Origin of the sequence: Novosphingobium ginsenosidimutans (assembly GCF_007954425.1) — a bacterium.
GTDB classification, from domain to species: Bacteria; Pseudomonadota; Alphaproteobacteria; order Sphingomonadales; family Sphingomonadaceae; genus Novosphingobium; species Novosphingobium ginsenosidimutans.
Window position 1 is genome coordinate 940,402 of sequence record NZ_CP042345.1, and the last position, 20,364, is coordinate 960,765.

Genomic DNA, 20,364 nt, shown 5'->3' on the forward strand with positions numbered 1-20,364 from the left:
AAGCGCGCGGGATGCGCAAGAACCGCCACGACATTGCAATTGCCGGAGGAGGCCTGTCCGGCGGGCTGATCGCGCTTGCGCTGCGCCGGGCCCGGCCTGAGCTGGATATCGCGCTGCTGGAAGCCGGGCCGACACCTGGTGGCAACCATCGCTGGTCGTGGTTCGCCAGCGATCTCGATAGCGCTGCCGCCAGTCTGCTCGGTACGATGCACCTTACCCGCTGGGACCAGGGTTACGATATCCGCTTTCCGGCCTATGCGCGCACGCTGACCTCGTCCTACCATTCGCTGGCATCGACCGATTTCGCCGCAGTCCTGGCACAGGAGCTGGCGCCCGGATCGATCCGCTGCCACGCCCCGGTCAGCGCGCTCAGCGCCGAGGGCGTTGTGCTCAAGAACGGCGAGCGAATCGCCGCGCGCATCGTAATCGACTGCCGCGGGTTCGAGCCGAGCCGCCATCTGACCGGCGGCTGGCAGGTGTTTATGGGCCGTCACTTGCGCACGTCCGAGCCGCACGGGCTGACCCGGCCGGTGATCATGGATGCCCAGGTGACACAGCACGGTGCCTATCGCTTCGTCTATGTCCTGCCATTGGCCCATGACGAGCTGTTCATTGAAGACACCTATTACGCCGATAGCCCAGTGCTGGATCGCAGCACACTGGAGCGCCGGATCGATGCCTATTGCCTGCAGCACGGCTGGAGCGGCGAGCAGTTGGGCCACGAAACCGGCGTTTTGCCCGTCGTGACCGGCGGCAATTTCCGCGCCTGGCAGGATAGCCTGCGCATTGCCGGTGTGGCCCGAGCCGGGGCGCGGGCCGGGTTTGTCCATCCGCTTACCAGCTATACCCTGCCCCAGGCCGTGCAGACCGCGCACCTGATCGCGCGCGAAATTGATCTGCCGGGTGAGCAGCTTGCCGCGCGGCTGGAGGGCGAGGCCGCCCGCCACTGGTCGACCACCGGCTTCTACCGGATGCTGGGATCGATGCTGTTCGGCGCCGGCGCGCCCGATCAGCGCTATCGTATCTTCGAACATTTCTACCGCCTGCCCGAACCGGCGATCGAACGCTTCTACGCCGCCCGCTCTACCCTGGCCGACAAGGCCCGGGTGCTGGTGGGTAAGCCGCCCGTTTCGGTGCGGGGGGCGATACGCGCGCTGCTTGCGTCCGGCGCGCCGATGACCGAAAGAACATGACGATGACAACTGTAGTCCCCGCCACTCCCACTCTCCCTGTCCCAACCGGCAAGCGCGCCTGCGTGATCGGCGCCGGCTTCGGCGGCCTGGCCCTGGCGATCCGGCTGCAATCGGCCGGGATCGAGACCGTGCTGGTCGAAGCCCGCGACAAGCCCGGCGGGCGCGGCTATTTCTGGGAAAAGGACGGTTTCACCTTCGATGCCGGACCGACCGTTGTCACCGACCCGCCGTGCCTGCAGGAACTGTGGGCGCTGACCGGCCATGACATGGCCGAAGACGTCACACTGATGCCGGTCATGCCGTTCTACCGGCTCAACTGGCCCGATGGCACCAACTTCGACTATTCGAACGACGAAGCCGGCCTCGCGCGCGAGATTGCCCGGGTCGCTCCGGGCGACCTCGCCGGTTACGAGGAATTCCTGCAATACTCTGCCGGGGTGTTCGAGGAGGGCTATGTCAAGCTCGGCACCGTGCCCTTCCTGGACTTTGCCAGCATGATCAAGGCCGCCCCGGCGCTGGCCAAGTATCAGGCCTGGCGCTCGGTCTATTCGATGGTTTCAAGCTTCATCAAGAGCGAGAAGCTGCGCGAGGCGCTGACTTTCCATACCCTGCTGGTCGGCGGCAATCCGATGACCACCAGCGCGATCTATGCCCTGATCCACAAGCTGGAAAAGGATGGCGGGGTCTGGTGGTCAAAGGGCGGGACCAACCAGCTGATCGCCGGGATGGTCAAGCATTTCGAGCGGCTGGGCGGCACGCTGCGACTGCACGATCCGGTGGTCCAGGTCCACACTCTGGGCAACAAGGTGACCGAAGTGGAGTGTTCGAGCGGCTGGACCGAGCGATTCGACGCGGTCGCCAGCAATGCCGACATCATGCATTCCTACCGCGACCTCCTATCCGAGAGCCCGCGCGGGCCGCAGATGGCGCGCAGTCTCTCGCGCAAGCGCTTTTCCCCCGGCCTGTTCGTGGTCCACTTCGGCCTCGAAGGCACCTGGCCGGGCATCCCGCACCACATGATCCTGTTCGGGCCGCGCTACAAAGGCCTGCTCGACGATATCTATCAGCACGGAGTCCTGCCGCAGGACTTCTCGATCTATCTCCATCATCCCTCGGTCACCGATCCCTCGGTCGCGCCGCCGGGCAAGAGCACCTTCTATGCGCTGATCCCGGTGGCCAACCAGGGCAAGCTGCCGATCGACTGGGAGACCGTCGGCCCGGTGCTGGAAAAGCGGATCCTGGATGAGGTCGGCCGCCGCCTGATCCCTGACATCCATGACCGGATCGTGACCAAGTTCCACTATGCCCCGCGCGATTTCGCGCTGGACCTCAACGCCTATCTCGGCAGCGCCTTCAGCCTTGAGCCGATCCTGACCCAGAGCGCCTGGTTCCGCGGCCACAACCGTGATGACAAGGTGAAGAACTTCTACCTGGTCGGCGCCGGCACTCATCCGGGCGCTGGCATCCCCGGCGTGGTCGGCAGCGCCAAGGCGACCGCGCGGCTGATGGTGGAGGACCTGCGGTGAAGCGGCTTGCGGTCTATTGCGGTTCGGCGACGCCCGAAGACCCGCGCTATATCCAGCTGGCGCAGGAAGTCGGCCGGACTCTGGCGACACGCGGCATCGGCGTGGTCTATGGCGGCGGCAAACTGGGCCTGATGGGCGCGGTGGCCGATAGCGCGCTGGCCGCCGGCGGCGAAGTGATCGGCGTGATCCCGGAAGCGCTCGTTAATTCCGAGGTGGCCCATCGCGGCTGCACCGAGCTGCATGTCGTTTCCGGGATGCACGAGCGCAAGTTGGCCTTCACCAACCTGTCCGATGGCTTCCTGACCATCCCCGGCGGGGTTGGCACGATGGACGAGCTGTGGGAGGCGGTGTCCTGGGCTCAGCTGGGCTATCATACCAAGCCGGTCGGGCTGCTCAACGCTTTCGGCTTCTATGACCAGCTGCTGGCCTTCAACCACCACATGATCGCGGTCGGCTTCATCCGCCCGGCCCACGCCGGGATCATCATGGCCGAGACTGAGCTGGATCTGCTGCTGACCCGCATGGCTGCGCACGAGCCGCACACCCCGATCTTTGCGATGAAGACGAGCGATCTGTGAGCCCGGCGCCCGACCGCGCCGAACTTCTTGCCCATGCCCGCCAATCGATCATGCGCGGCTCGAAGAGCTTCGCCATGGCGAGTCGCCTGTTCGATGCGCCCACCCGCGAGCGGGTCTGGCTGCTCTATGCTTGGTGCCGGCGCTGCGATGACCTGGCCGACAACCAGGATCACGGCGGCACGCTGGGCGAACAGGCCGGGGCCGAAGCGCGCCTTGCCACGATCTATGACCTGACTGCCAAGGCCCTGGCCGGCGAACCGGCCGGCGATCCCTCGTTCGATGCCTTTGGCCTGGTCGCGCGCGAATGCGGGATCACCGCCGCGATGGCTGATGACGTGATCGCCGGCTTCGCGCTCGATGCCGCCGATTGGCGCCCGCGCACAGAGGCCGACCTGCTGCAATACTGCTACCATGTCGCCGGCGCCGTCGGGGTGATGATGGCTGTGGTCATGGGCGTTGCCCCGGATGATGAGGATACGCTCGACCGTGCCTGTGACCTGGGCCTCGCCTTCCAGCTCGCCAATATTGCCCGCGACCTGGACGAGGATGACGCGGCGGACCGCTGCTACCTGCCGCTCGAATGGCTGGTCGAGGCTGACATTCCCCCCGGCGAACAGATGAAGCCACATTACCGCGGGCAGCTGGCGGCGCTGGCCCACCGGATGTGCGAGATGGAAAAGGCCTACGAAGCCTCGGCCCGGATCGGCGCAGGGCGGCTTGGTTTCCGCCAGCGCTGGGCCGTGCTGGCGGCCGCGGGGATCTATGGCGAGATTGCCCGCGCGGTCGATGCGGCCGGCGAACATGCCTGGGATCACCGCATCCACACCTCTGGCGCGCGCAAGCTGTGGCATGTCGCCCATGCCCTTTGGGAAGCCGCCACCCCGCCGCCCCGCGCCAGCGTGCGCCCGCTGCTCGGACGCCGCCAGCTTGCAGAGCGCGCCCGCGCGGCCTAGGGGCTTCGCGTCATGCATTCCTATCCCGCCCCTGCGCTCGCCCGTGTCGAGGAAATGGTCCGCGCTGCGGCCACCGATCCGGCGCGCGCCGTGTCGTTCCAGGGTGCGCCCGGCTGCAACGGCCACCGCGCCGCGACCGAATATGCCCCGGATTGCTTGCCGCTTCCCTGCTTCAGCTTCGAAGATGCGCTGGAAGCGGTAAAGGACGGCCGCGCTGGCCGCGCGATCATCCCGATCGAGAATTCGCAGCATGGCCGCGTGGCCGATATCCACTTCCTGCTGCCCGAATCAGGACTGTCGATCGTCGGCGAGCATTTCATGGCGATCCACCATGACCTGATGGCACTGGGTGAAGGACCGTTCAAGGCGGCCTATTCGCACCCGCAGGCACTCGGCCAGTCGCGCTTTTTCCTGCGTGAGCGGGGCATCGTGCCGCTGGCCTATGCCGATACCGCCGGGGCTGCGGCCTTCGTAGCCGAACAGCGCGATCCCGAGGCCTGCGCGATCGCGCCGAAGATCGCCGCCGAGCTCTATGGCCTGAAGATCATCGCCGAGAATGTCGAGGACGCGGCCGACAACATGACCCGTTTCGTCGTGCTGTCACGCCAGCCGCTCGATCCGGCGAGCCTGGCCGGCACGGTGACGATGACCACCTTTGTGTTCGAGGTGAAGAACATCCCGGCCGCGCTCTACAAGGCGCTGGGCGGGTTTGCCACGAATGGCGTCAACATGACCAAGCTGGAAAGCTACCAGAAGGGCGCCAGCTTTGCCGCGACCCGGTTCTATGCCGATATCGTCGGTGCCCCGGGTGATCCGGCGGTCGATCGGGCGCTGGAGGAGCTGGCCTTCCACTGCAAGGAACTGCTGGTGCTGGGCACCTATCCGCAGGGCCGCCCGCGCGGTTAGTGAGGACCCGGGCGGCGCACCAGCACCGCCCGCGCCCCCGCTCAGATTACTTCTTCCAGACCAGCGCCCGGAGCATTTGGCTGCCCATGACGGTGCGATACTTCGCCCGCGCCGCCGAACCGGCCTGCGCGTCAGCCACCGTCATCTTCATGTGGGCATCATAGGCTTCGTCACGCTTTTTGGCTTCGGCCTTGTCGGCAAAGCGCGGGAAGCGGGTGATCAGGTAATAGTCCGGCTCACCCGGCCGCTTGTTCAGGTTGACGAGGATTTCGTAGCTGGTGATCCAGCCCTGGGCGACGGCAAAGTCCTGCCCCTTGCGCCACTGGCCGGCCATGTGGGTCATGTATTCAAGATCATGCCCGTCCTCGACCGAGATCATCCCGACCTGGACATAATCGCCTTCCTCGTTCGGCCAGGGATCGTCGGCGAAGGCCGGCGTTGCACAGGCAAACGACAGGGTTGCGGCCAGAACGGCCGCTTTCAGCATCAGTTTCATGAACATCCCTCCATTTAACGCGTTCAGCCGACGGCCCATGCCGCTGCTGTCGCGCCCCTTGCTCGGAGTCGGGCGACCCGGTTCTTACCGGCACCAAGTGCTGCGGAGGCTAGGACTCATCGGTGCGGGAGTCAAAGATTCCGTAGGGGAAACCCTTTGCCTGAGCCTCTTGCGGCGGAATAGTCCTTGTGCAGAATGGGTTGATGCCAGACTATCGCATTATTGCCGACGACCTGACCGGTCCGGAGATCGCAGCCCTGCTGCGGCTTCACCTCGATGAGATGCACCAGTGGTCGCCGCCCGAGAGCGTCCATGCCATGCCGATCGAGCGGCTCAGACAACCGGACGTAACCTTTTTCTCGGCCTGGGACGGAGAGCGGCTCGCGGCCTGCGGCGCGATCAAGCACCTGGCGGATGACCACGGCGAAGTGAAATCGATGCGCGCTGATCCGGACTATCGCGGCAAGGGTGCGGGCAAGGCGATCCTGCTGCGCCTGCTGGACGAGGCCGCCAAACGCGGATACCGCCGCGTCAGCCTGGAAACCGGGCGGCCCGAACCCTTCCTGCCGGCGCGCCGGCTCTATGAAAGCCACGGCTTCACCGAATGCCCGCCTTTCGCGGACTACACAGAAGATCCCTTCTCGATATGCATGACCAAGACGCTCTGATCCTGCGCCCGGCGACCAAGGCTGATATTCCCGCCCTTTCACGGCTGGCCATCGATGCCTTCGTGGCCAAGTTCGGGCCGCTCTATTCCGAGGCTGATCTCAACACCTTCCTCTCCGAAAGCCTGTCCGAACCGGCGATCGGCGCCGAATTGGCCAATCCGGACCGGGTCTACCGCCTGGCCGAGCGTGCCGGTGTGCTGCTGGGCTATTGCAAGATCGGCCTGACCTGCGGCTTTCCTGATCATGCCCGCGGTGAGCGGGTGATGGAGCTGAAGCAGCTATACACCGCGCCAGATGCCACCGGCCTGGGCATTGGCGGCAAGCTGATGGACTGGGCGATGACCGAGTTCGCCGCGCGCGGGGCGGATGAGGTGCAGATCTCGGTCTATGCCTATAACGACGGCGGCCACCGCTTCTACCGCCGTTATGGCTTCGACAAGGTGGCCGACATCACCTTCCGCGTCGGCGAACAGCTCGACGAGGAGTTTCTCTTCGCGCAGCTGTTCTGAGCTGAATCTGCACAAGGATCGGGCTTTGCGCCGCCGGTCCTCTCCCCTATATGCGGGCCATGTCCTCAGTCAGACCCTGGCGCGATATCGCGCGGCGCAAGTCCCGGCAGATCATGGTGGGTTCGGTCCCCGTGGGCGGCGATGCGCCGATCACGGTCCAGACCATGACCAACACGCTGACCTCCGATCCGGTCGCGACGATAGACCAGATCCGCCGCTGCGAAGAGGCCGGGGCCGACATCATCCGCGTGTCCTGCCCGGATGTTGAGAGCACTGCGGCGCTCGGCAAGATCGTCAAGGCGGCGCGCATTCCGATCGTCGCCGACATCCATTTCCACTACAAGCGCGCGCTCGAAGCGGCCGATGCCGGCGCGGCCTGCCTGCGGATCAACCCGGGCAATATCGGCTCCAGCGAACGCGTTGCCGAAGTGGTCCGCGCCGCCAAAGCCAACGGCTGCGCGATCCGCATCGGCGTCAACGCAGGCAGCCTGGAGAAGGACCTGCTCGAGAAATACGGTGAGCCTTGCCCCGAAGCGCTGGTCGAGTCTGCGCTCGACCACATCAAGCTACTACAGGACCACGATTTTCACGAATACAAGGTGGCGGTGAAGGCCAGCGACGTGTTCCTGGCGGTCGGCGCCTATATGGGCCTGGCCGAAGCGGTCGATTGCCCGCTGCACCTGGGCATCACCGAAGCCGGCGGCCTGATCGGCGGCACGGTCAAGAGCGCCATCGGCATCGGCAACCTGCTGTGGGCCGGGATCGGTGACACGATCCGCGTCAGCCTCTCAGCCGAGCCGGAAGAGGAAGTGCGGGTCGGCTATGAAATCCTGAAGTCGCTCGGCCTGCGCACCCGCGGCGTCCGCGTCGTGTCCTGCCCGTCCTGCGCGCGGCAGGGCTTTGACGTGATCCGCACGGTTCAGAAGCTGGAAGACGCGCTCAGCCACATCAAGACGCCGATGAGCCTCTCGGTGCTCGGCTGCGTGGTCAACGGCCCCGGCGAAGCGCGCGAGACCGACATCGGCGTGACCGGCGGCGGCAACGGCAAGCACATGGTCTACCTGCGCGGAGTGACCGATCACCACGTCCAGGACGACAACATGATCGACCACATCGTCAAACTGGTCGAAGAAAAGGCCGCCGAGATCGAAGCCGGCACCGTCGCGAGCATGGACAGCCTGCACGGCAAGGCGGCGTGACCGCACGCGCGGGCCTGCCGCCGCTTCACCTGCTGCTGGCGCTGGCGGTGATGGCCGTCTGGGGCACCAATTTCGTGGTGATCAAGCTGGCGCTGGCGCATCTGCCTCCGCTGACGCTGGCGACGCTGCGCTTCGCCCTCGCCTTCCTGCCGCTCGCGCTGTTCATCAAGCGCCCGGCAGTGCCGCTGAAGAACCTGGCGACCTATGGCGTGCTGATCGGGGCGGGCCAGTTCGGGCTGCTGTTCACCGCGATGCGCGCGGATATCACGCCGGGGCTCGCCAGCCTGGTGGTGCAGACCCAGGTCTTCATCACCATCGGTCTGTCGATGCGGCTGACGGGAGAGCGGATCGCGCTTTACCAGGTTGTCGCCATGGCGCTGGCCGTCGCCGGCCTTGGCACGATCGGCTGGCATACCGATGGCAGCGCCACGCCGCTGGGCCTGCTGCTGGTGCTGGGCGCCGCCTTGAGCTGGTCGCTCGGTAACATGACCGCGCGCGCGGCCGGTCCGGTGCCCATGCTTAACTATGTCGTCTGGTCGAGCGTCTTTGCCGTCCCGCCGCTCTTCGCCATGGCGCTGCTGACCGAGGGCTGGCCGAAGATGGCCAGCGGGATAGCTTCCGCCGATAGCGCGACCTGGGCCGCCGTGGTCTGGCAATCGGTCGGCAACACCATGTTTGGCTATGCTGCCTGGGGCTGGCTGCTGGGCCAGCATCCGGCCGCCCAGGTCGCTCCGCTGGCACTGCTGGTGCCGGTGTTCGGGCTGGGCTCCTCTGCGCTCTTGCTGGGCGAGCCGCTGCAATGGTGGAAGATCCTGGCGTTCGCGCTGGTCATGGCAGGCCTTTCGCTGGGTGTGCTCTGGCCGCGCTTCATGGCAAAGCCGCGCGCATGACCATCTCGATTCGCCCCGCCACCCCAGCGGACCTGCCGCTGATCGCGCAGCTGATCCGTGACCTCGCCGAATACGAAAAGCTCGCCCACGAAGTCCGCTTTGACGAGGCGGTGATGGGCGAGAAACTGTTCGGCGAACGTCCCTATGCCGAAGTCGTGATCGGCGAACTGGGCGGCGCAGCCCAGGGCTTTGCGCTGTTCTTTCACAATTTCTCGACCTTCGAGGGCAAGCCAGGGATCTACCTGGAAGACCTGTTCGTGCGGCCTGCAGCACGCGGGTCGGGTCTGGGCAAGGCCTTGCTCTCCCACCTCGCCATGCTGGCGGTAGAGCGCGACTGCGCGCGACTCGAATGGTCGGTGCTCGATTGGAACGAGCCGGCGATCGGGTTCTACAAGAAACTCGGCGCGCGGCTGATGGACGAATGGACGGTGATGCGGGTCGATGGCACCGCATTACAACAGCTTGGCGCGGCTGCGCGCGTTTCTGCCGTTTAGGGGCTTGAAACGGCGTTAATCGGTCGGTTATCCACAGGGTGATATGAGCGGGGCCATGAACAGGCGTGACATCTTGCTGGGCGGACTGGCCGCCGGCGCGGCTCTGGCCGTGCCGGGTACGGCCCATGCCCGCAATCTGGCGCGCGCCTTTGAAGAGGCTTTTGGCGTGCCGCCGTCAGCCACGCCGCCCCCGCCGCCGGCCCTGCCGCCGGCCCTGCCGGTCGTGGCCGAGCCGAACCCCGCCTATGACGCCAGGCTGCTGCAGATCGCCCGGCGCGAGCTGCAGCGTGCCGGCAACACCGTCTGGCGGCATGACATTGTCGGCATCGCCGATTTCGCCCGGCCCAGCACCCTGCCGCGGTTCCATTTCGTCAACCTCGAAGCCGGGACGATCAAGTCATTCCTGGTCAGCCATGGTCGCGGTTCGGACCCGGCGCACAGCGGCTTCCTGCAGGCGTTTTCGAACGTCCCAGGTTCCGAAGCAACCTCGCGCGGGGCCTATCTGACCTGTGAATGGTACAAGGGCAAATACGGCACTTCCGTGCGCCTTGAAGGGCTGGATCACGACAATTCCAACGCGCTCGACCGCGCGATTGTGATGCACCCGGCCGACTATGCGCGCGAGGATTACATTACTCGCTTCGGCCGCCTGGGCCGCAGCGAAGGCTGCTTCGCCATGTCGCCCGCGCACTTCAACGAAGCGCTGTGGAACCTCTCTGGCGGACGCCTGCTCTACGCGGACCGGATTGAGCTAGGCTGACCAAACACTAGTTCGTCATCCCCGCGAAAGCGGGGACCCATCACCGACCGTTTCGGATCAAGCCATCATCCGCAAATTTCGAACCAGCGGTCCCGCCAATCCGGGTTCGCGGCTTCGATCAACTCGATCTTCCACGCCCGCCGCCACCGCTTGATCGCTTTCTCGCGAACAATCGCATCTTCGATTCGATCATGCCACTCCACGTGGACCAGCTTGTCGATGCCGTATTCCGCACAGAATTTTCTGCCGATGCCTGAGCGATGCTGGACCATGCGCGCGGGAAGATCGGCGGTGACCCCGGTGTAAAGCGCGCCTTGCTTGCGGTTGGCAAGGATGTAGACCCAGCCGCCGCTCAAACCTTCAGTCCGGGTGATGGGTCCCCGCTTTCGCGGGGATGACGATGGGTAGATCGATGTGGATCACAATGGATTATCCAGCTTGATCACCTTCTCGGTCGACTGACGCTTGCCGTCCCACGGGGCGCGGGGGGCGGCGAAGCTGGCGAGGACGGGGGCGTCGCGGCCGTAGAGGTCGTTGAAGGTGCCCATCTTGCCGGTAATGTCAGACGCCATGGTGAAATAGGTCAGATAGACCGGGAAAGTCCGGGTCATGGCGACGCGGGTGTACTTGCCCGAGGTGACGATCGCCACGGCATCGTCCGGCGTCACGCCCGCACCCAGGATCGCCATCGTTATCGCCAGTTCGGTCGCGCGCTCGGTTCGCACGCAGCCATGGCTCAGCGCCCGCTGGGCCAGCTTGAACAGGTTGCGATTGGGCGTGTCGTGGAGGAAAATCGCGTGCTCGTTCGGCATGTCGAGCTTCATCAGCCCAAGCGCATTGTTCGGCCCGGGCTGCTGGACAACAGTGACCGAACCATCCTTGTTCTTGGTGACCTTATAGTTCTCGCGCTTCGCCCGCGCCGGGTTGGCGAGGAGCTGTGCGCCCAGGTTCTCACCCTTCACGATCGACTGCGGCACGGTCCAGGTCGGGTTGAAGACCACCCCCTCGACCACTTCGGCGAGCTGCGGCGTCGCCGTGCGGCCCGGTTTGCCAACGATCGTGCGGTAGGAGCGGATGATTTCGTTATCAACTGTCAGCCGCAGCTGGAATTCCGGCACGTTGGTCAGCAGGTAGAACTTACCGAGGTCGCGTGGCAGCCAGCGCCAGCGATCCAGGTTCACCTGGATCAGCGCGCGGGTCGCCTTGTCGGCCGCCGGGGTCTTGGCAAGCGCTTCCTTAAGCTTGGCATAGTCCGGATGGGTCGGGGCCAGGCTGGCAATCGCGCCGGCAATATCCTTGCTGGCCAGCGCCTCGGCCATCACGGTCGCCGTCGGCCGCGCATCGACATCGGGATCGACGACGAACCACTGGTGGCGCGAATCATAGCGCGTGCGGCCATCGCGCATGTCCTCGATCAGCCAGGCGAACGATCGGCTGGCCTGGGCGTCAAGCGCGGCACCGGGACCGGCCAGGATCGCGGCGCGCAGGTCGGTCAGCTGATAGTCTGCCGGAATCAGGCCGTGCGCACCGATCCCATCGATCACCTTGGCCAGCGCCTGGGCGTCCGCCACCTGCCAGGCCAGGACCGGTTCGACCACCGAGAGGTCGGGCTCGATCACCGGGGCGGCGGGCGCCGGGGTGGTGACTGGCGGGGTAGTGGCCGGCTGCTGGCTGCTCGGTGCAGGAACAGCGGGTTGCTGGTTGACCGGCGGCACCGGGGTTGCCGGCGCCGCCGGCTTAGGGGCTGGCAGGATATTTTCGGGTGCGCGATTTGCCTGGGCCACTGCCGCCCCGGCCGCGAGTGCCAGCGCCAGGCCAGAGACGCCGCGTGCCGTCCGCCAAACTGCCCAGCCATGCCCAACCATCATAAAACTCCGTTGCAGGCGCTGCCCCATCCCGCAGCGGGTATTGTCCTTGCCCGTCATCTAATTGCCCGTTTCGCTGCCCTGCTTCAAGCATCAACCCCGCCACCGTCCGCAGGTTCCTGATGCCGGCACGGCTTGTCAGGTGCCATTTAAGGCGGCACACCTGAACGCCAGATTGAGGGGGGAATCCGCAATGCGCAAAGTCCTGATCGCCGTCGCCAGCCTGCTGGCCAGCACCAGCCCGGCCCTGGCGGATACCGTGGTGATCCGCGCCGGATCAGTACTGCGTGATGCCGCGAGCGAGCCCAGCGGCCCGGCGACCATCACCGTGACCGACGGCAAGATCGTCAGTGTCGTCCCCGGCTCGCCCGCCGCCCCCACTGGTGCGCGCGAGGTTGATCTTTCGGGCAAGACGGTTGTCCCCGGCCTGATCGATCTCCACGTCCACCTGACCGGCGATCCCGGCACCGATTACCGCAACGAAGCCGTCGAGCCAGACGAATGGGGGGTGGTGGTCGGCGCCAAGAATGCGCTGCTGACCCTGCGGGCCGGCTTCACAACGGTGCGCGATGCGGGATCGGCGCAGTACAGCGGTTTCTCGCTGCGGCGCGGCACTGCCGAAGGGTTGATCCCCGGCCCCCGCATCGTTGCCGCCGGGCCCGCGCTGTCGATCGTCGGCGGGCACGGCGACACCACGGGCTTCCGCGAGGATGTCCATTCGGTGCTGGATCAGGGCTATACCTGCACCGGCCCGGTCGAATGTGCCGAAAAGGTCCGCAAGGCCAGCCGCGCCGGCGCCGACGTCATCAAGATTACCTCCACTGGCGGCGTGCTCAGCCAGCAGGGCCGGGGCCTGGAAGGCCATTTCAGCCAGGCCGAACTTGAGTCGATCATGACCACGGCCCACTCGCTGGGGCTCAAGGTCATGGCCCACGCCCATGGCGCGCGCGGGATCGAAAGCACGGTGCTGGCAGGGGTCGACACGATCGAGCACGGCACCTTCGCCGACGAGGCGGCGCTGAAGGCGATGAAGGCCAAGGGCACCTACATGGTCCCGACGCTGATGGCGCTGGAAGGCGTCCGGGCCCGGTTGGGCAAGGGGGTCTATACCCCGACGGTCGAGGTCAAGGGCCGGCAGGCAGTGGAAGCCGCTGGCAAGCAGGTCCAGCGTTCGAAACAGCTCGGCGTGCCAGTCGCCTTCGGGACCGATGCCGGGGTGTTCGAGCACGGCCGCAATGGCGAGGAGTTTGCGCTGCTGGTCAAGAACGGCCTGACCAACCGCGAGGCGCTGGCCAGCGCCACCACGGTAGCTGCCAAGGCGCTCGGCATGGAAGGCGAGCTTGGCCAGATTGCGCCCGGTTTTTCCGCCGACCTCATTGCAGTCGATGCCAATCCGCTGGTCGATATCCGCACGCTGGAAAAGGTGCGCTGGGTGATGGAGCGCGGGCGCATCGCCCCCTGAGCCGTCCGTCGAGCGCCTCACGCTGTTGATCGAAGCCTGACCGCCCGCAGCGCCAGCGCGGCCTAAGCCGCCGTCAGCGCTGCCACTTGTGCGTGGCGACCAACTGTATTATTCAGACAATACACCAATTGTCCCACCAAAGGATTAGCCCATGAAGATGCTTCGTTCTGCCCTGCTTGCCACAGCCCTGGTCGCTGCCCCGCTGGCCGCTGCCCCGGCACTGGCCCAGTCCGCCGCCCCGGCCGCGCCCGCCGTGCAGAGCGAACACGACAAGCTGTTCGCGCTGTTCGCGAAGTCGGACGAAGACAGCCTGAAGCGCAACCCGCTATCGGCGCTGTTCCGCGGCGATACGCGCTATGCTGATCGCCTGGGTGACTATCTGACCCCAGAGTATAACGAGGCGGAGCGCCAGGCCGCAATCAGCGAGCTGGCCGAACTGGCGAAGATCGACCGCGCCAAGCTCTCCCCCACCGATCAGATCGCCTATGACGTGTTCAAGGAGAGCAATGTCCAGGGCCTGAAGCGGCTGACCCCGGAAATCCTGGCACTGACCGAGGTACGCCCGGTCAACCACTTCTTCGGCTTCCACACCTTCTACCCGACGCTGGCCAGCGGCAAGACCGGGATCCCGTTCAAGACCATCACCGATTACGAGAACAACCTGAAGCGCCACGCCGATTACGTGAAGCTGATCGACCGCTCGATCGCCAAATTCCAGGAAGGCCAGAAGACGGGCGTGGTCGAAACCAAGCTGACGATCCGCAACGTGATCGAGCAGCTCGAAACCCAGCTCAAGCAGCCGATGGAAGAGAGCCCCTATTGGGAGCCAGTCAAGGCCATGCCGGCCGACTTTTCCGATGCCGACAAGGCGCGGCTGACCGCAGATTACCGCCGGGTGACCGGTGAGGTCTATGCCGCCAATCAGCGGCTGCTCGATTACCTTAAGGGCAGCTACCTTGCCTCGGCCCGCGACAGCGTCGGCCTCAGCCAGATGAAGGGCGGCGCAAAGCTGTACGAACTGCTGATCGAAGGTTCGACCACCCTGCCCTACAAGGCAGAAGAACTGCACCAGTTGGGCCTCAGCGAAGTGAAGCGGATTCGCGAAGGGATGGAGCAGGTCAAGGCCGAGGTCGGCTTCAAGGGCACGCTGCAGGAATTCTTCACCTTCATCCGCACCGATCCGCAGTTCAAGCGCAAGAGCCGCGAGGAGATCACCCAGCGCTATTACGACATCGGCAAGATGGTCGATGCCAAGGTCGGTCAGTACTTCTCGGTCCTGCCCAAGAGCCCGCTGCAGATCCGCCCCTATGAGGAGTTCCGCGAGAAGTTCGAAGCCGGCGGTTCCTACCAGCAGGGCACACCCGACGGTTCGCGCCCGGGCACCTTCTATTTCAACGCCTATGACCTGCCGAGCCGCACCACCCCGGGCGAGATCACGCTGTACCTCCACGAAGGCGCGCCGGGGCACCACTTCCAGATCAGCCTGGCGCAGGAAAACGACAAGCTGCCGGCCTTCATGCGCTTTGGCGGCAACACCGCCTATGTCGAAGGCTGGGCGCTTTATGCCGAGACGCTCGGCTATGACATGGGCTTCTACAAGGACCCCTATTCGCGCCAGGGCACGCTGGATGACGAGATGCTGCGGGCCATGCGCCTGGTGGTCGACACCGGCATCCACGCCAAGGGCTGGACCCGCGATCAGGCGATCGAATACATGCTCGCCAACTCGGCGATGGGCCGGACCGACGCCACCGCCGAGGTCGAACGCTATATCGCCATTCCCAGCCAGGCCCTGTCCTACAAGGTGGGTGCACTGACGATCCAGAAGCTGCGGCGCGAGGCCGAGGCAGCGCTGGGCCAGCAGTTCGACATCCGCGCCTTCCACGACCAGGTGCTGAACACCGGCGCCCTGCCGATGCCGGTGCTGGAAGCCAAGATCCGCGCCTGGATCAAGGCGACGAAGAAGGGTTAGTCTGCTGTTGGGGCCTGGCGATATTCGATCAGGTCCCAGCGGTTGCCATAGAGGTCCTCGAACACGGCGACCGTGCCATAGGGCGCGGTCGCCGGTTCTCTTGTGAAGCGGACCCCGGCCGCCTGATAGGCCCGATAGTCGCGCCAGAAATCGTCGGTTTCGAGGAACAGGAAGACCCGGCCACCTGCCTGGTTGCCGACACAACTGGCCTGTTCTGGCGTGGCGGCCCGCGCCAGCAGGATCGTGGTGCCATCCGACCCCGCACCCGGCGGGGCAATCACCACCCAGCGTTTGTCCTGCGCGGGCTGGTATTCGTCGCTGACCAGGGTGAAGCCCAGCTTGCCGCAATACCAGGCGATCGCCGCATCATAATCGGCCACCACCAGCGAGACATGGGCCAGGCGCATGTCAGCCGCGCAGCAGCCCCAGCCAGCCTTCGCCCAGCAGCGGATCGACCGCCCCGCGCGCCGCGCCATCAAGGGCGGCATAGCGGCTGCGCAGGTCGGCCAGGCACTTGAGCTGGTACTTGAACACGCCCTGCTCGTAAGGCAGGCCCATCGCCTCCATCCGGAAGGTCTCGGCCCCGGCCGCCGCCGCAGCGGCATTGGCGGCGAGGAACGGGGCATAAACCGCCGCCGAAATCCGCACCAGTTCGGCCACCACCGGGGCAAAGCCCGGCTCCCATTCGCCCTCCAGCCCGCTCATGTCATCGATGTGCGCCAGCCAGCGATAGGTATAGGGATAGTCGGCGCGCATCATCGCCTGCGGGGTGGGATCGGTGCCGAGCTGCGAGAGCTGGCCGAAGATGCTGAATTCCGCCAGGCTGGGGCGCGTGCCGAACAGGCAGAAGCTGTCCACCACATGGGCTTCCAGCGCCGCCAGCACCGCGCGGGTGCTGGCCTCGATCAGCGGGAAATTCTCGGCCGTGCAGCCGACCAGCGCCATTCGCCCGACCTGGCGGGCGCGGAACATCTCGGCGAACTTCTGGCTCTGCTCCAGCCCGCCGCCCTTGGCCGCATCGAAGGCCAGCCAGCGGCTCATCTGAACCTGATCGACTTCCTCGAGCCAGCGATAGCCGAACATCGCCTTGGTCAGCCATTCATCGGCGAAGTCCTCTAACAGGTGGGCAATGAAGGCCTGGGCCGGATCGGGCGGGACGACACCGCGTTCGGCATGGCGGGCTTCCAGATCATAGACCAGCGGCGTCGAATCGTTGGCGAAGCTGCCATCCGGATATTCCAGCACCGGGATCACCGGCGCCTTGACCGCCCCCAGCGCCGCCTGCCGCCGCGCGGCTTCATCGACCCAGATGTGCGGCAAGCGGCGATAGCGCAGCAACGCGCGGATCTTCTGCGAATAGGGCGAGCCGAGCGCGCCATAGAGCTTGTACATCGCAGCTATCCCCCTGCTTTGCTGCTCGGCCACGGGAGCCCCGCCAGGTCGGTCGAGACCTTGAGCGGGAACTGGGGTTTGCGCTTCTCCAGGAAGGCGGCGACGCCTTCGTGAACGTCGGCCCGCGCCCCCAGCGCAATATTGAGCGCGGCATCGACCGCGAGCGCGCCTTTGGGGCTGTCCTCGCCGGCGAACTTCCACAGCATCTGCCGGGTGATCGCCAGCGCCAGGGGTGAGCAGTTCTCGGCAATCTCCAGCGCCAGTTCGCGGGCGCGGGCCTCGACCTGGTCGGCGGGGACCAGCTCGGTGACGAGGCCGGCCGCGAGCGCCTCTTGCGCCGGGACCAGCGCCCCGGTCATGCACCACTTGAGCGCGGTCGAGAGGCCGACCAGTTGCGGCAGGAACCAGGCCGAGCCAGCCTCTGGCACCAGCCCGCGCCGGGTGAAGACGCAGCCGAACTTGGCGGTATCGGCGGCGATGCGGATATCGCAGGGCAAGGTGAGCGTCAGGCCGACACCCGCCGCGGAGCCGTTGAAGGCAACCAGCAGCGGCTTCTTCGCGCCCATCATGGCCGAGGTGAAGTCGCTGTCGGTGCGGGCCCCATCGCGGCTGCCGAAGTTCTTCGCGCCCTCGCCGCTTTCGGTATCGAAGGCCCCGGCCCCGGCCGAGACGTCGGCCCCGGCGCAGAACACCCGGCCGGTGGCGGTCAGGACCAGCACCTTGATGCTGTCATCGCCATCGGCCTGCTTGATCGCGCGAACCAGTTCAGCGCCCATCTGGCTGGTATAGGCGTTCAAGACCTCGGGCCGGTTGAGCCGGACCCACAGGATCGGCCCCTCTTGCTCGACCAGCATGGTCTCGAACGCGGCGGTCATGCCGCTTCGATCCGGACCGGCATTGATGTGAAGCCGTGCAGGAACGGGCTGGGCAGGCGGCTCGCCTCACCCTGCGGCACGATCCGCCAGTTGCGGCTGGCCATTTCACTGATCAGCGTGGCGAGCTGGCTTTCGGCCAGCCGCGCGCCGACGCAGCGGTGGATCCCGTGGCCGAAGCCAAGGTGCCGCCGCGCATTCTCGCGGCCCACATCGAACCGCTCGGCATCGGCAAAGACGCGCTCATCGCGGTTGGCGCTGATGTACCACATGACGATCTTCTCACCCGCGCGGATCGTCTGCCCGCCCAGTTCCGTGTCCGCCAGCGCGGTGCGGCGCATGTGCGTGACCGGGCTCTGCCAGCGGATGATTTCCTGCGCGGCGTTGGGAACCAGGGAAGGATCGGCGCGGAGCCGCTCCAGCTCCTCCGGATACCTGTGAAACGCCTCGACCAGCGCCGACATCGAATTGCGGGTCGTGTCGTTCCCGCCGACGATCAGCAGGGCAATATTGGCGATCCGCTCCATCGGCTCCATGTGGCCCATGGCTTCGGAATGAACCATCCGGCTGAGCAGGTCGTCGGTCGGCGGCTTGGCGCGGCGGTCTTCCAGCTCCCGGTCAAAGCGGGCCAGCATCTCGCCCATCTGGGCAAGGAACTGCATGCGGTATTCCTCGGTCAGGTTCTCGGCCGAAACGCCGCTGGCCCAGTCTGACCAGCGCTTGATGTCGCGCCATTCCTCGAACGGCATGTCGAACAGGATGCACAGCATCCCCAGCGTCTGGGGGATCGAGACCCGCTCGACCCAGTCAAAGGTTTCCCCGATCGGCAAGCCATCGAGCAATTGCTGCGTCCGCGCCTTCACCTGGCCATCCAGTTTTTGCATCTGGCTGGGCGAGAAGGCCGGGGCGATCACCCGGCGCTGGGCGGTGTGGATCGGCGGGTCCTGGGCGATGAAGTTGGGAAAACCTTCGCCGTTGACCGATTCCGCGATGGTGATGTTGCCCATATCCCAGCGACTGGAAAAGACATCGTGGCGCAGCTCGGTCTCCTGGACCAGCTCGTGCGTGACGACCGACCAATAGGGGCCAAACGGACTGTCCGGCCGCCAGGAAATCGGCATTTCGCGGCGCAAGTGCGCAAAGGGCTCGCGCCAGGTATCGTGCACGTAAATCCCGGTTTCGCTGACGTCATAGGGATTAATCGGGCGGTCAGTCATCTCAGGCCGTCTCCATTTGGCGGCTGTGCACCGGCAGCGCGTTGCCCGCCGCTGATGCACGCTTGGCGCCGCGCTCCAGCTCCTTCTTCAGCGCGCGGACATAGTGATCGAAGTCGAGCTGAATCGTGTGCCGCCGCGCGGCATAGTAATGACCGGTGTAGTAGTCTTCATCGTCCTTGATGATCCGTTCCATCTCGGCCGGACCGGGCGGCAGATACTGTCCGGCCAGGTAGGCCCCGACCAGCTTGGACTGCTGCTCGGCAAAGTTGACCAGCGTCGGCAGCGGCTGGGCCAGGCCCATGTAGAACAGATCCGGCACCCCCGGCTTCATGATCCGCTTGTAGAGCGGCGGCGGGCGGTTGTCCGAATCCGCTGTGAAGGCCGGGTCCTTGAAGAAGGGGAAGCTGATGTCATAGCCGGTTGCCCAGATGATCACGTCGATCTGCTCACGCGTGCCGTCGGTGAAGACCACGCCGTCGCCATCGAGCCGCTCGATCCCCGGCCGCACGACGATATCGCCCGATCCGGCGCGCAGCAGGAATTCGCCCGAGACGGTGCCGTGGCTCTCGAACGGCTCGATCTCGGGCTCGGGCAGGCCATAGTCGCTCATCTTGCCGACCGCCTTGCGGATCATCTTGCCGCCCAGCCACTGCCGCATCGCCTTGGGCATCCAGGCCGGGGCCGGGTTCTTGTCGATCGGCTGCCCGCCCAGGTACTTCGGGAAGATCCAGACGCCGCGGCGGGCCGATACGAACAACCGCCCGGCCATCGGCCGCTGCGACAGTTCGCTGGCAATATCCATCGCGCTGTTGCCAAGCCCGACCACCAGCACCCGCTTGCCGATGCAATCGACCGGTTCGAACGGGGTGCGGTAATTGTGGCTGTGGAGCTGCGCGCCATCGAAGTGACCGGGGTATTCCGGAATCCGCGCCGCCCAGTGGTGGCCATTGGCGACGCACAGCGCATCGTAATGCATCATCTCACCGGTTGAGAGCGTGATCCGCCATCCCCCCTCGGCCATTCGCTCGGCGCTTTCCACCCGCGTGTTGAAGCGGATGTGGCGGCGCAGGTCAAAGTGATCGACGTAATCATGGAAGTACTGCAGCAGCAGCGAATGGTGCGGATAGTCGGGCCATTCGGCCGGCACCGGATAGTCTTCGAAAGCCAGCCGCCACTTCGACGTATCGATGTGCAGGCTCTGGTAGCAGGCGCTCATCCCGTTGGGGTTGTTATAGTACCAGGTGCCGCCGATATCGTCCGACGCCTCATAGACGTCGAACGGAATGCCATAGTCCTGCAGCCGCTTGGCCGTGGTAAATCCGGAACACCCCGCGCCAATGATGCAGACCCGGGGCAGTGCGCGCGCTTCAGCCATTTATGCCTCTCTCGATGGGCCTCTGCGGGCCCTGGCG

The 20,364-nt window shown here is 65.7% G+C and carries 21 protein-coding genes; 13 read left to right on the forward strand and 8 right to left on the reverse strand.

The genetic code is table 11. The features are described from left to right. The first annotated feature begins 11 nt into the window (after window positions 1-11). Genes crtY through FRF71_RS04750 form a run of 5 tightly spaced genes read left to right on the forward strand, consistent with a single transcriptional unit; the run spans window position 12 to window position 5,156 of the window. A complete protein-coding gene (crtY, locus tag FRF71_RS04730; RefSeq protein ID WP_147089475.1) occupies window positions 12-1,193 on the forward strand; it encodes a lycopene beta-cyclase CrtY in 1,182 nt (393 codons plus the stop codon). Window positions 1,194-1,195: 2 nt separating this feature from the next. Beyond that, window positions 1,196-2,719 carry a phytoene desaturase gene (locus FRF71_RS04735; protein WP_147089476.1) on the forward strand — a complete coding sequence of 508 codons (1,524 nt, stop codon included), beginning with the start codon at window positions 1,196-1,198 and terminating at the stop codon, window positions 2,717-2,719. Next, window positions 2,716-3,297, forward strand: coding sequence for an LOG family protein (locus tag FRF71_RS04740; protein WP_147089477.1), 582 nt, complete (start codon window positions 2,716-2,718; stop codon window positions 3,295-3,297). Before FRF71_RS04735 ends, FRF71_RS04740 begins: the two co-directional genes overlap by 4 nt. 50 nt (window positions 3,298-3,347) lie before the next feature. Further along, a complete protein-coding gene (locus FRF71_RS04745; RefSeq protein WP_147091526.1) occupies window positions 3,348-4,250 on the forward strand; it encodes a phytoene/squalene synthase family protein in 903 nt (300 codons plus the stop codon). A gap of 12 nt (window positions 4,251-4,262) precedes the next feature. After that, a complete protein-coding gene (locus FRF71_RS04750) occupies window positions 4,263-5,156 on the forward strand; it encodes a prephenate dehydratase (protein WP_147089478.1) in 894 nt (297 codons plus the stop codon). 46 nt (window positions 5,157-5,202) lie between these two features. On the opposite strand, the gene FRF71_RS04755 is transcribed toward FRF71_RS04750, so the two are convergent. Then, window positions 5,203-5,652, reverse strand: a complete 450-nt coding sequence (locus FRF71_RS04755) for a hypothetical protein (protein WP_238339423.1) — start codon at window positions 5,650-5,652, stop codon at window positions 5,203-5,205. A gap of 203 nt (window positions 5,653-5,855) precedes the next feature. On the opposite strand from FRF71_RS04755, the gene FRF71_RS04760 reads away from it, so the two are divergent. Genes FRF71_RS04760 through FRF71_RS04785 form a run of 6 tightly spaced genes read left to right on the forward strand, consistent with a single transcriptional unit; the run spans window position 5,856 to window position 10,172 of the window. Beyond that, the gene (locus FRF71_RS04760; RefSeq protein ID WP_192900033.1) at window positions 5,856-6,320 is read left to right on the forward strand and encodes a GNAT family N-acetyltransferase; all 465 of its coding nucleotides are present in this window, start codon (window positions 5,856-5,858) and stop codon (window positions 6,318-6,320) included. Continuing rightward, window positions 6,299-6,829: a GNAT family N-acetyltransferase gene (locus tag FRF71_RS04765; RefSeq protein ID WP_238339424.1), complete on the forward strand. Its 531-nt coding sequence runs from the start codon at window positions 6,299-6,301 to the stop codon at window positions 6,827-6,829. The genes FRF71_RS04760 and FRF71_RS04765 overlap by 22 nt, the downstream gene beginning before the upstream one ends. Before the next feature lie 59 nt (window positions 6,830-6,888). Beyond that, window positions 6,889-8,028 (forward strand): flavodoxin-dependent (E)-4-hydroxy-3-methylbut-2-enyl-diphosphate synthase, encoded by a 1,140-nt coding sequence (gene ispG, locus FRF71_RS04770; protein ID WP_147089479.1) that lies wholly within the window; start codon window positions 6,889-6,891, stop codon window positions 8,026-8,028. Beyond that, on the forward strand, window positions 8,025-8,918 hold the full coding sequence (locus FRF71_RS04775; protein ID WP_147089480.1) for an EamA family transporter: 894 nt from the start codon (window positions 8,025-8,027) through the stop codon (window positions 8,916-8,918). The genes ispG and FRF71_RS04775 overlap by 4 nt, the downstream gene beginning before the upstream one ends. After that, a complete protein-coding gene (locus FRF71_RS04780; protein WP_147089481.1) occupies window positions 8,915-9,412 on the forward strand; it encodes a GNAT family N-acetyltransferase in 498 nt (165 codons plus the stop codon). Before FRF71_RS04775 ends, FRF71_RS04780 begins: the two co-directional genes overlap by 4 nt. A 55-nt stretch (window positions 9,413-9,467) precedes the next feature. Then, the gene (locus tag FRF71_RS04785; protein WP_147089482.1) at window positions 9,468-10,172 is read left to right on the forward strand and encodes a murein L,D-transpeptidase catalytic domain-containing protein; all 705 of its coding nucleotides are present in this window, start codon (window positions 9,468-9,470) and stop codon (window positions 10,170-10,172) included. A 65-nt stretch (window positions 10,173-10,237) separates the two neighbouring features. Here the strand turns inward: FRF71_RS04785 and FRF71_RS04790 are convergent, their stop codons facing one another. Both FRF71_RS04790 and FRF71_RS04795 read right to left on the reverse strand, forming a co-directional pair. Further along, window positions 10,238-10,528, reverse strand: coding sequence for a GIY-YIG nuclease family protein (locus FRF71_RS04790; RefSeq protein ID WP_147089483.1), 291 nt, complete (start codon window positions 10,526-10,528; stop codon window positions 10,238-10,240). Between the two features lie 63 nt (window positions 10,529-10,591). Next, window positions 10,592-12,097 (reverse strand): L,D-transpeptidase family protein, encoded by a 1,506-nt coding sequence (locus tag FRF71_RS04795; protein ID WP_238339425.1) that lies wholly within the window; start codon window positions 12,095-12,097, stop codon window positions 10,592-10,594. A gap of 133 nt (window positions 12,098-12,230) precedes the next feature. Between FRF71_RS04795 and FRF71_RS04800 the strand changes: the two genes are divergently transcribed. Next, window positions 12,231-13,499: a metal-dependent hydrolase family protein gene (locus FRF71_RS04800; protein ID WP_147089484.1), complete on the forward strand. Its 1,269-nt coding sequence runs from the start codon at window positions 12,231-12,233 to the stop codon at window positions 13,497-13,499. Between the two features lie 151 nt (window positions 13,500-13,650). Continuing rightward, the gene (locus FRF71_RS04805) at window positions 13,651-15,471 is read left to right on the forward strand and encodes a DUF885 domain-containing protein (protein ID WP_147089485.1); all 1,821 of its coding nucleotides are present in this window, start codon (window positions 13,651-13,653) and stop codon (window positions 15,469-15,471) included. On the opposite strand, the gene FRF71_RS04810 is transcribed toward FRF71_RS04805, so the two are convergent. Genes FRF71_RS04810 through FRF71_RS04830 form a run of 5 tightly spaced genes read right to left on the reverse strand, consistent with a single transcriptional unit; the run spans window position 15,468 to window position 20,327 of the window. Continuing rightward, the gene (locus FRF71_RS04810; RefSeq protein WP_147089486.1) at window positions 15,468-15,878 is read right to left on the reverse strand and encodes a VOC family protein; all 411 of its coding nucleotides are present in this window, start codon (window positions 15,876-15,878) and stop codon (window positions 15,468-15,470) included. The genes FRF71_RS04805 and FRF71_RS04810 overlap by 4 nt on opposite strands. A gap of 1 nt (window position 15,879) precedes the next feature. Then, a complete protein-coding gene (locus FRF71_RS04815; protein ID WP_147089487.1) occupies window positions 15,880-16,863 on the reverse strand; it encodes a glutathione S-transferase family protein in 984 nt (327 codons plus the stop codon). Between the two features lie 5 nt (window positions 16,864-16,868). Beyond that, complete coding sequence (locus FRF71_RS04820) at window positions 16,869-17,738, reverse strand: enoyl-CoA hydratase-related protein (protein ID WP_147089488.1); 870 nt, start codon at window positions 17,736-17,738, stop codon at window positions 16,869-16,871. Beyond that, window positions 17,735-18,952, reverse strand: coding sequence for a cytochrome P450 (locus tag FRF71_RS04825; RefSeq protein WP_147089489.1), 1,218 nt, complete (start codon window positions 18,950-18,952; stop codon window positions 17,735-17,737). Before FRF71_RS04825 ends, FRF71_RS04820 begins: the two co-directional genes overlap by 4 nt. A gap of 1 nt (window position 18,953) precedes the next feature. Further along, entirely contained in the window at window positions 18,954-20,327 is a 1,374-nt protein-coding gene (locus tag FRF71_RS04830) for a flavin-containing monooxygenase (RefSeq protein ID WP_147089490.1), read from the reverse strand. Window positions 20,328-20,364: the final 37 nt, after the last annotated feature.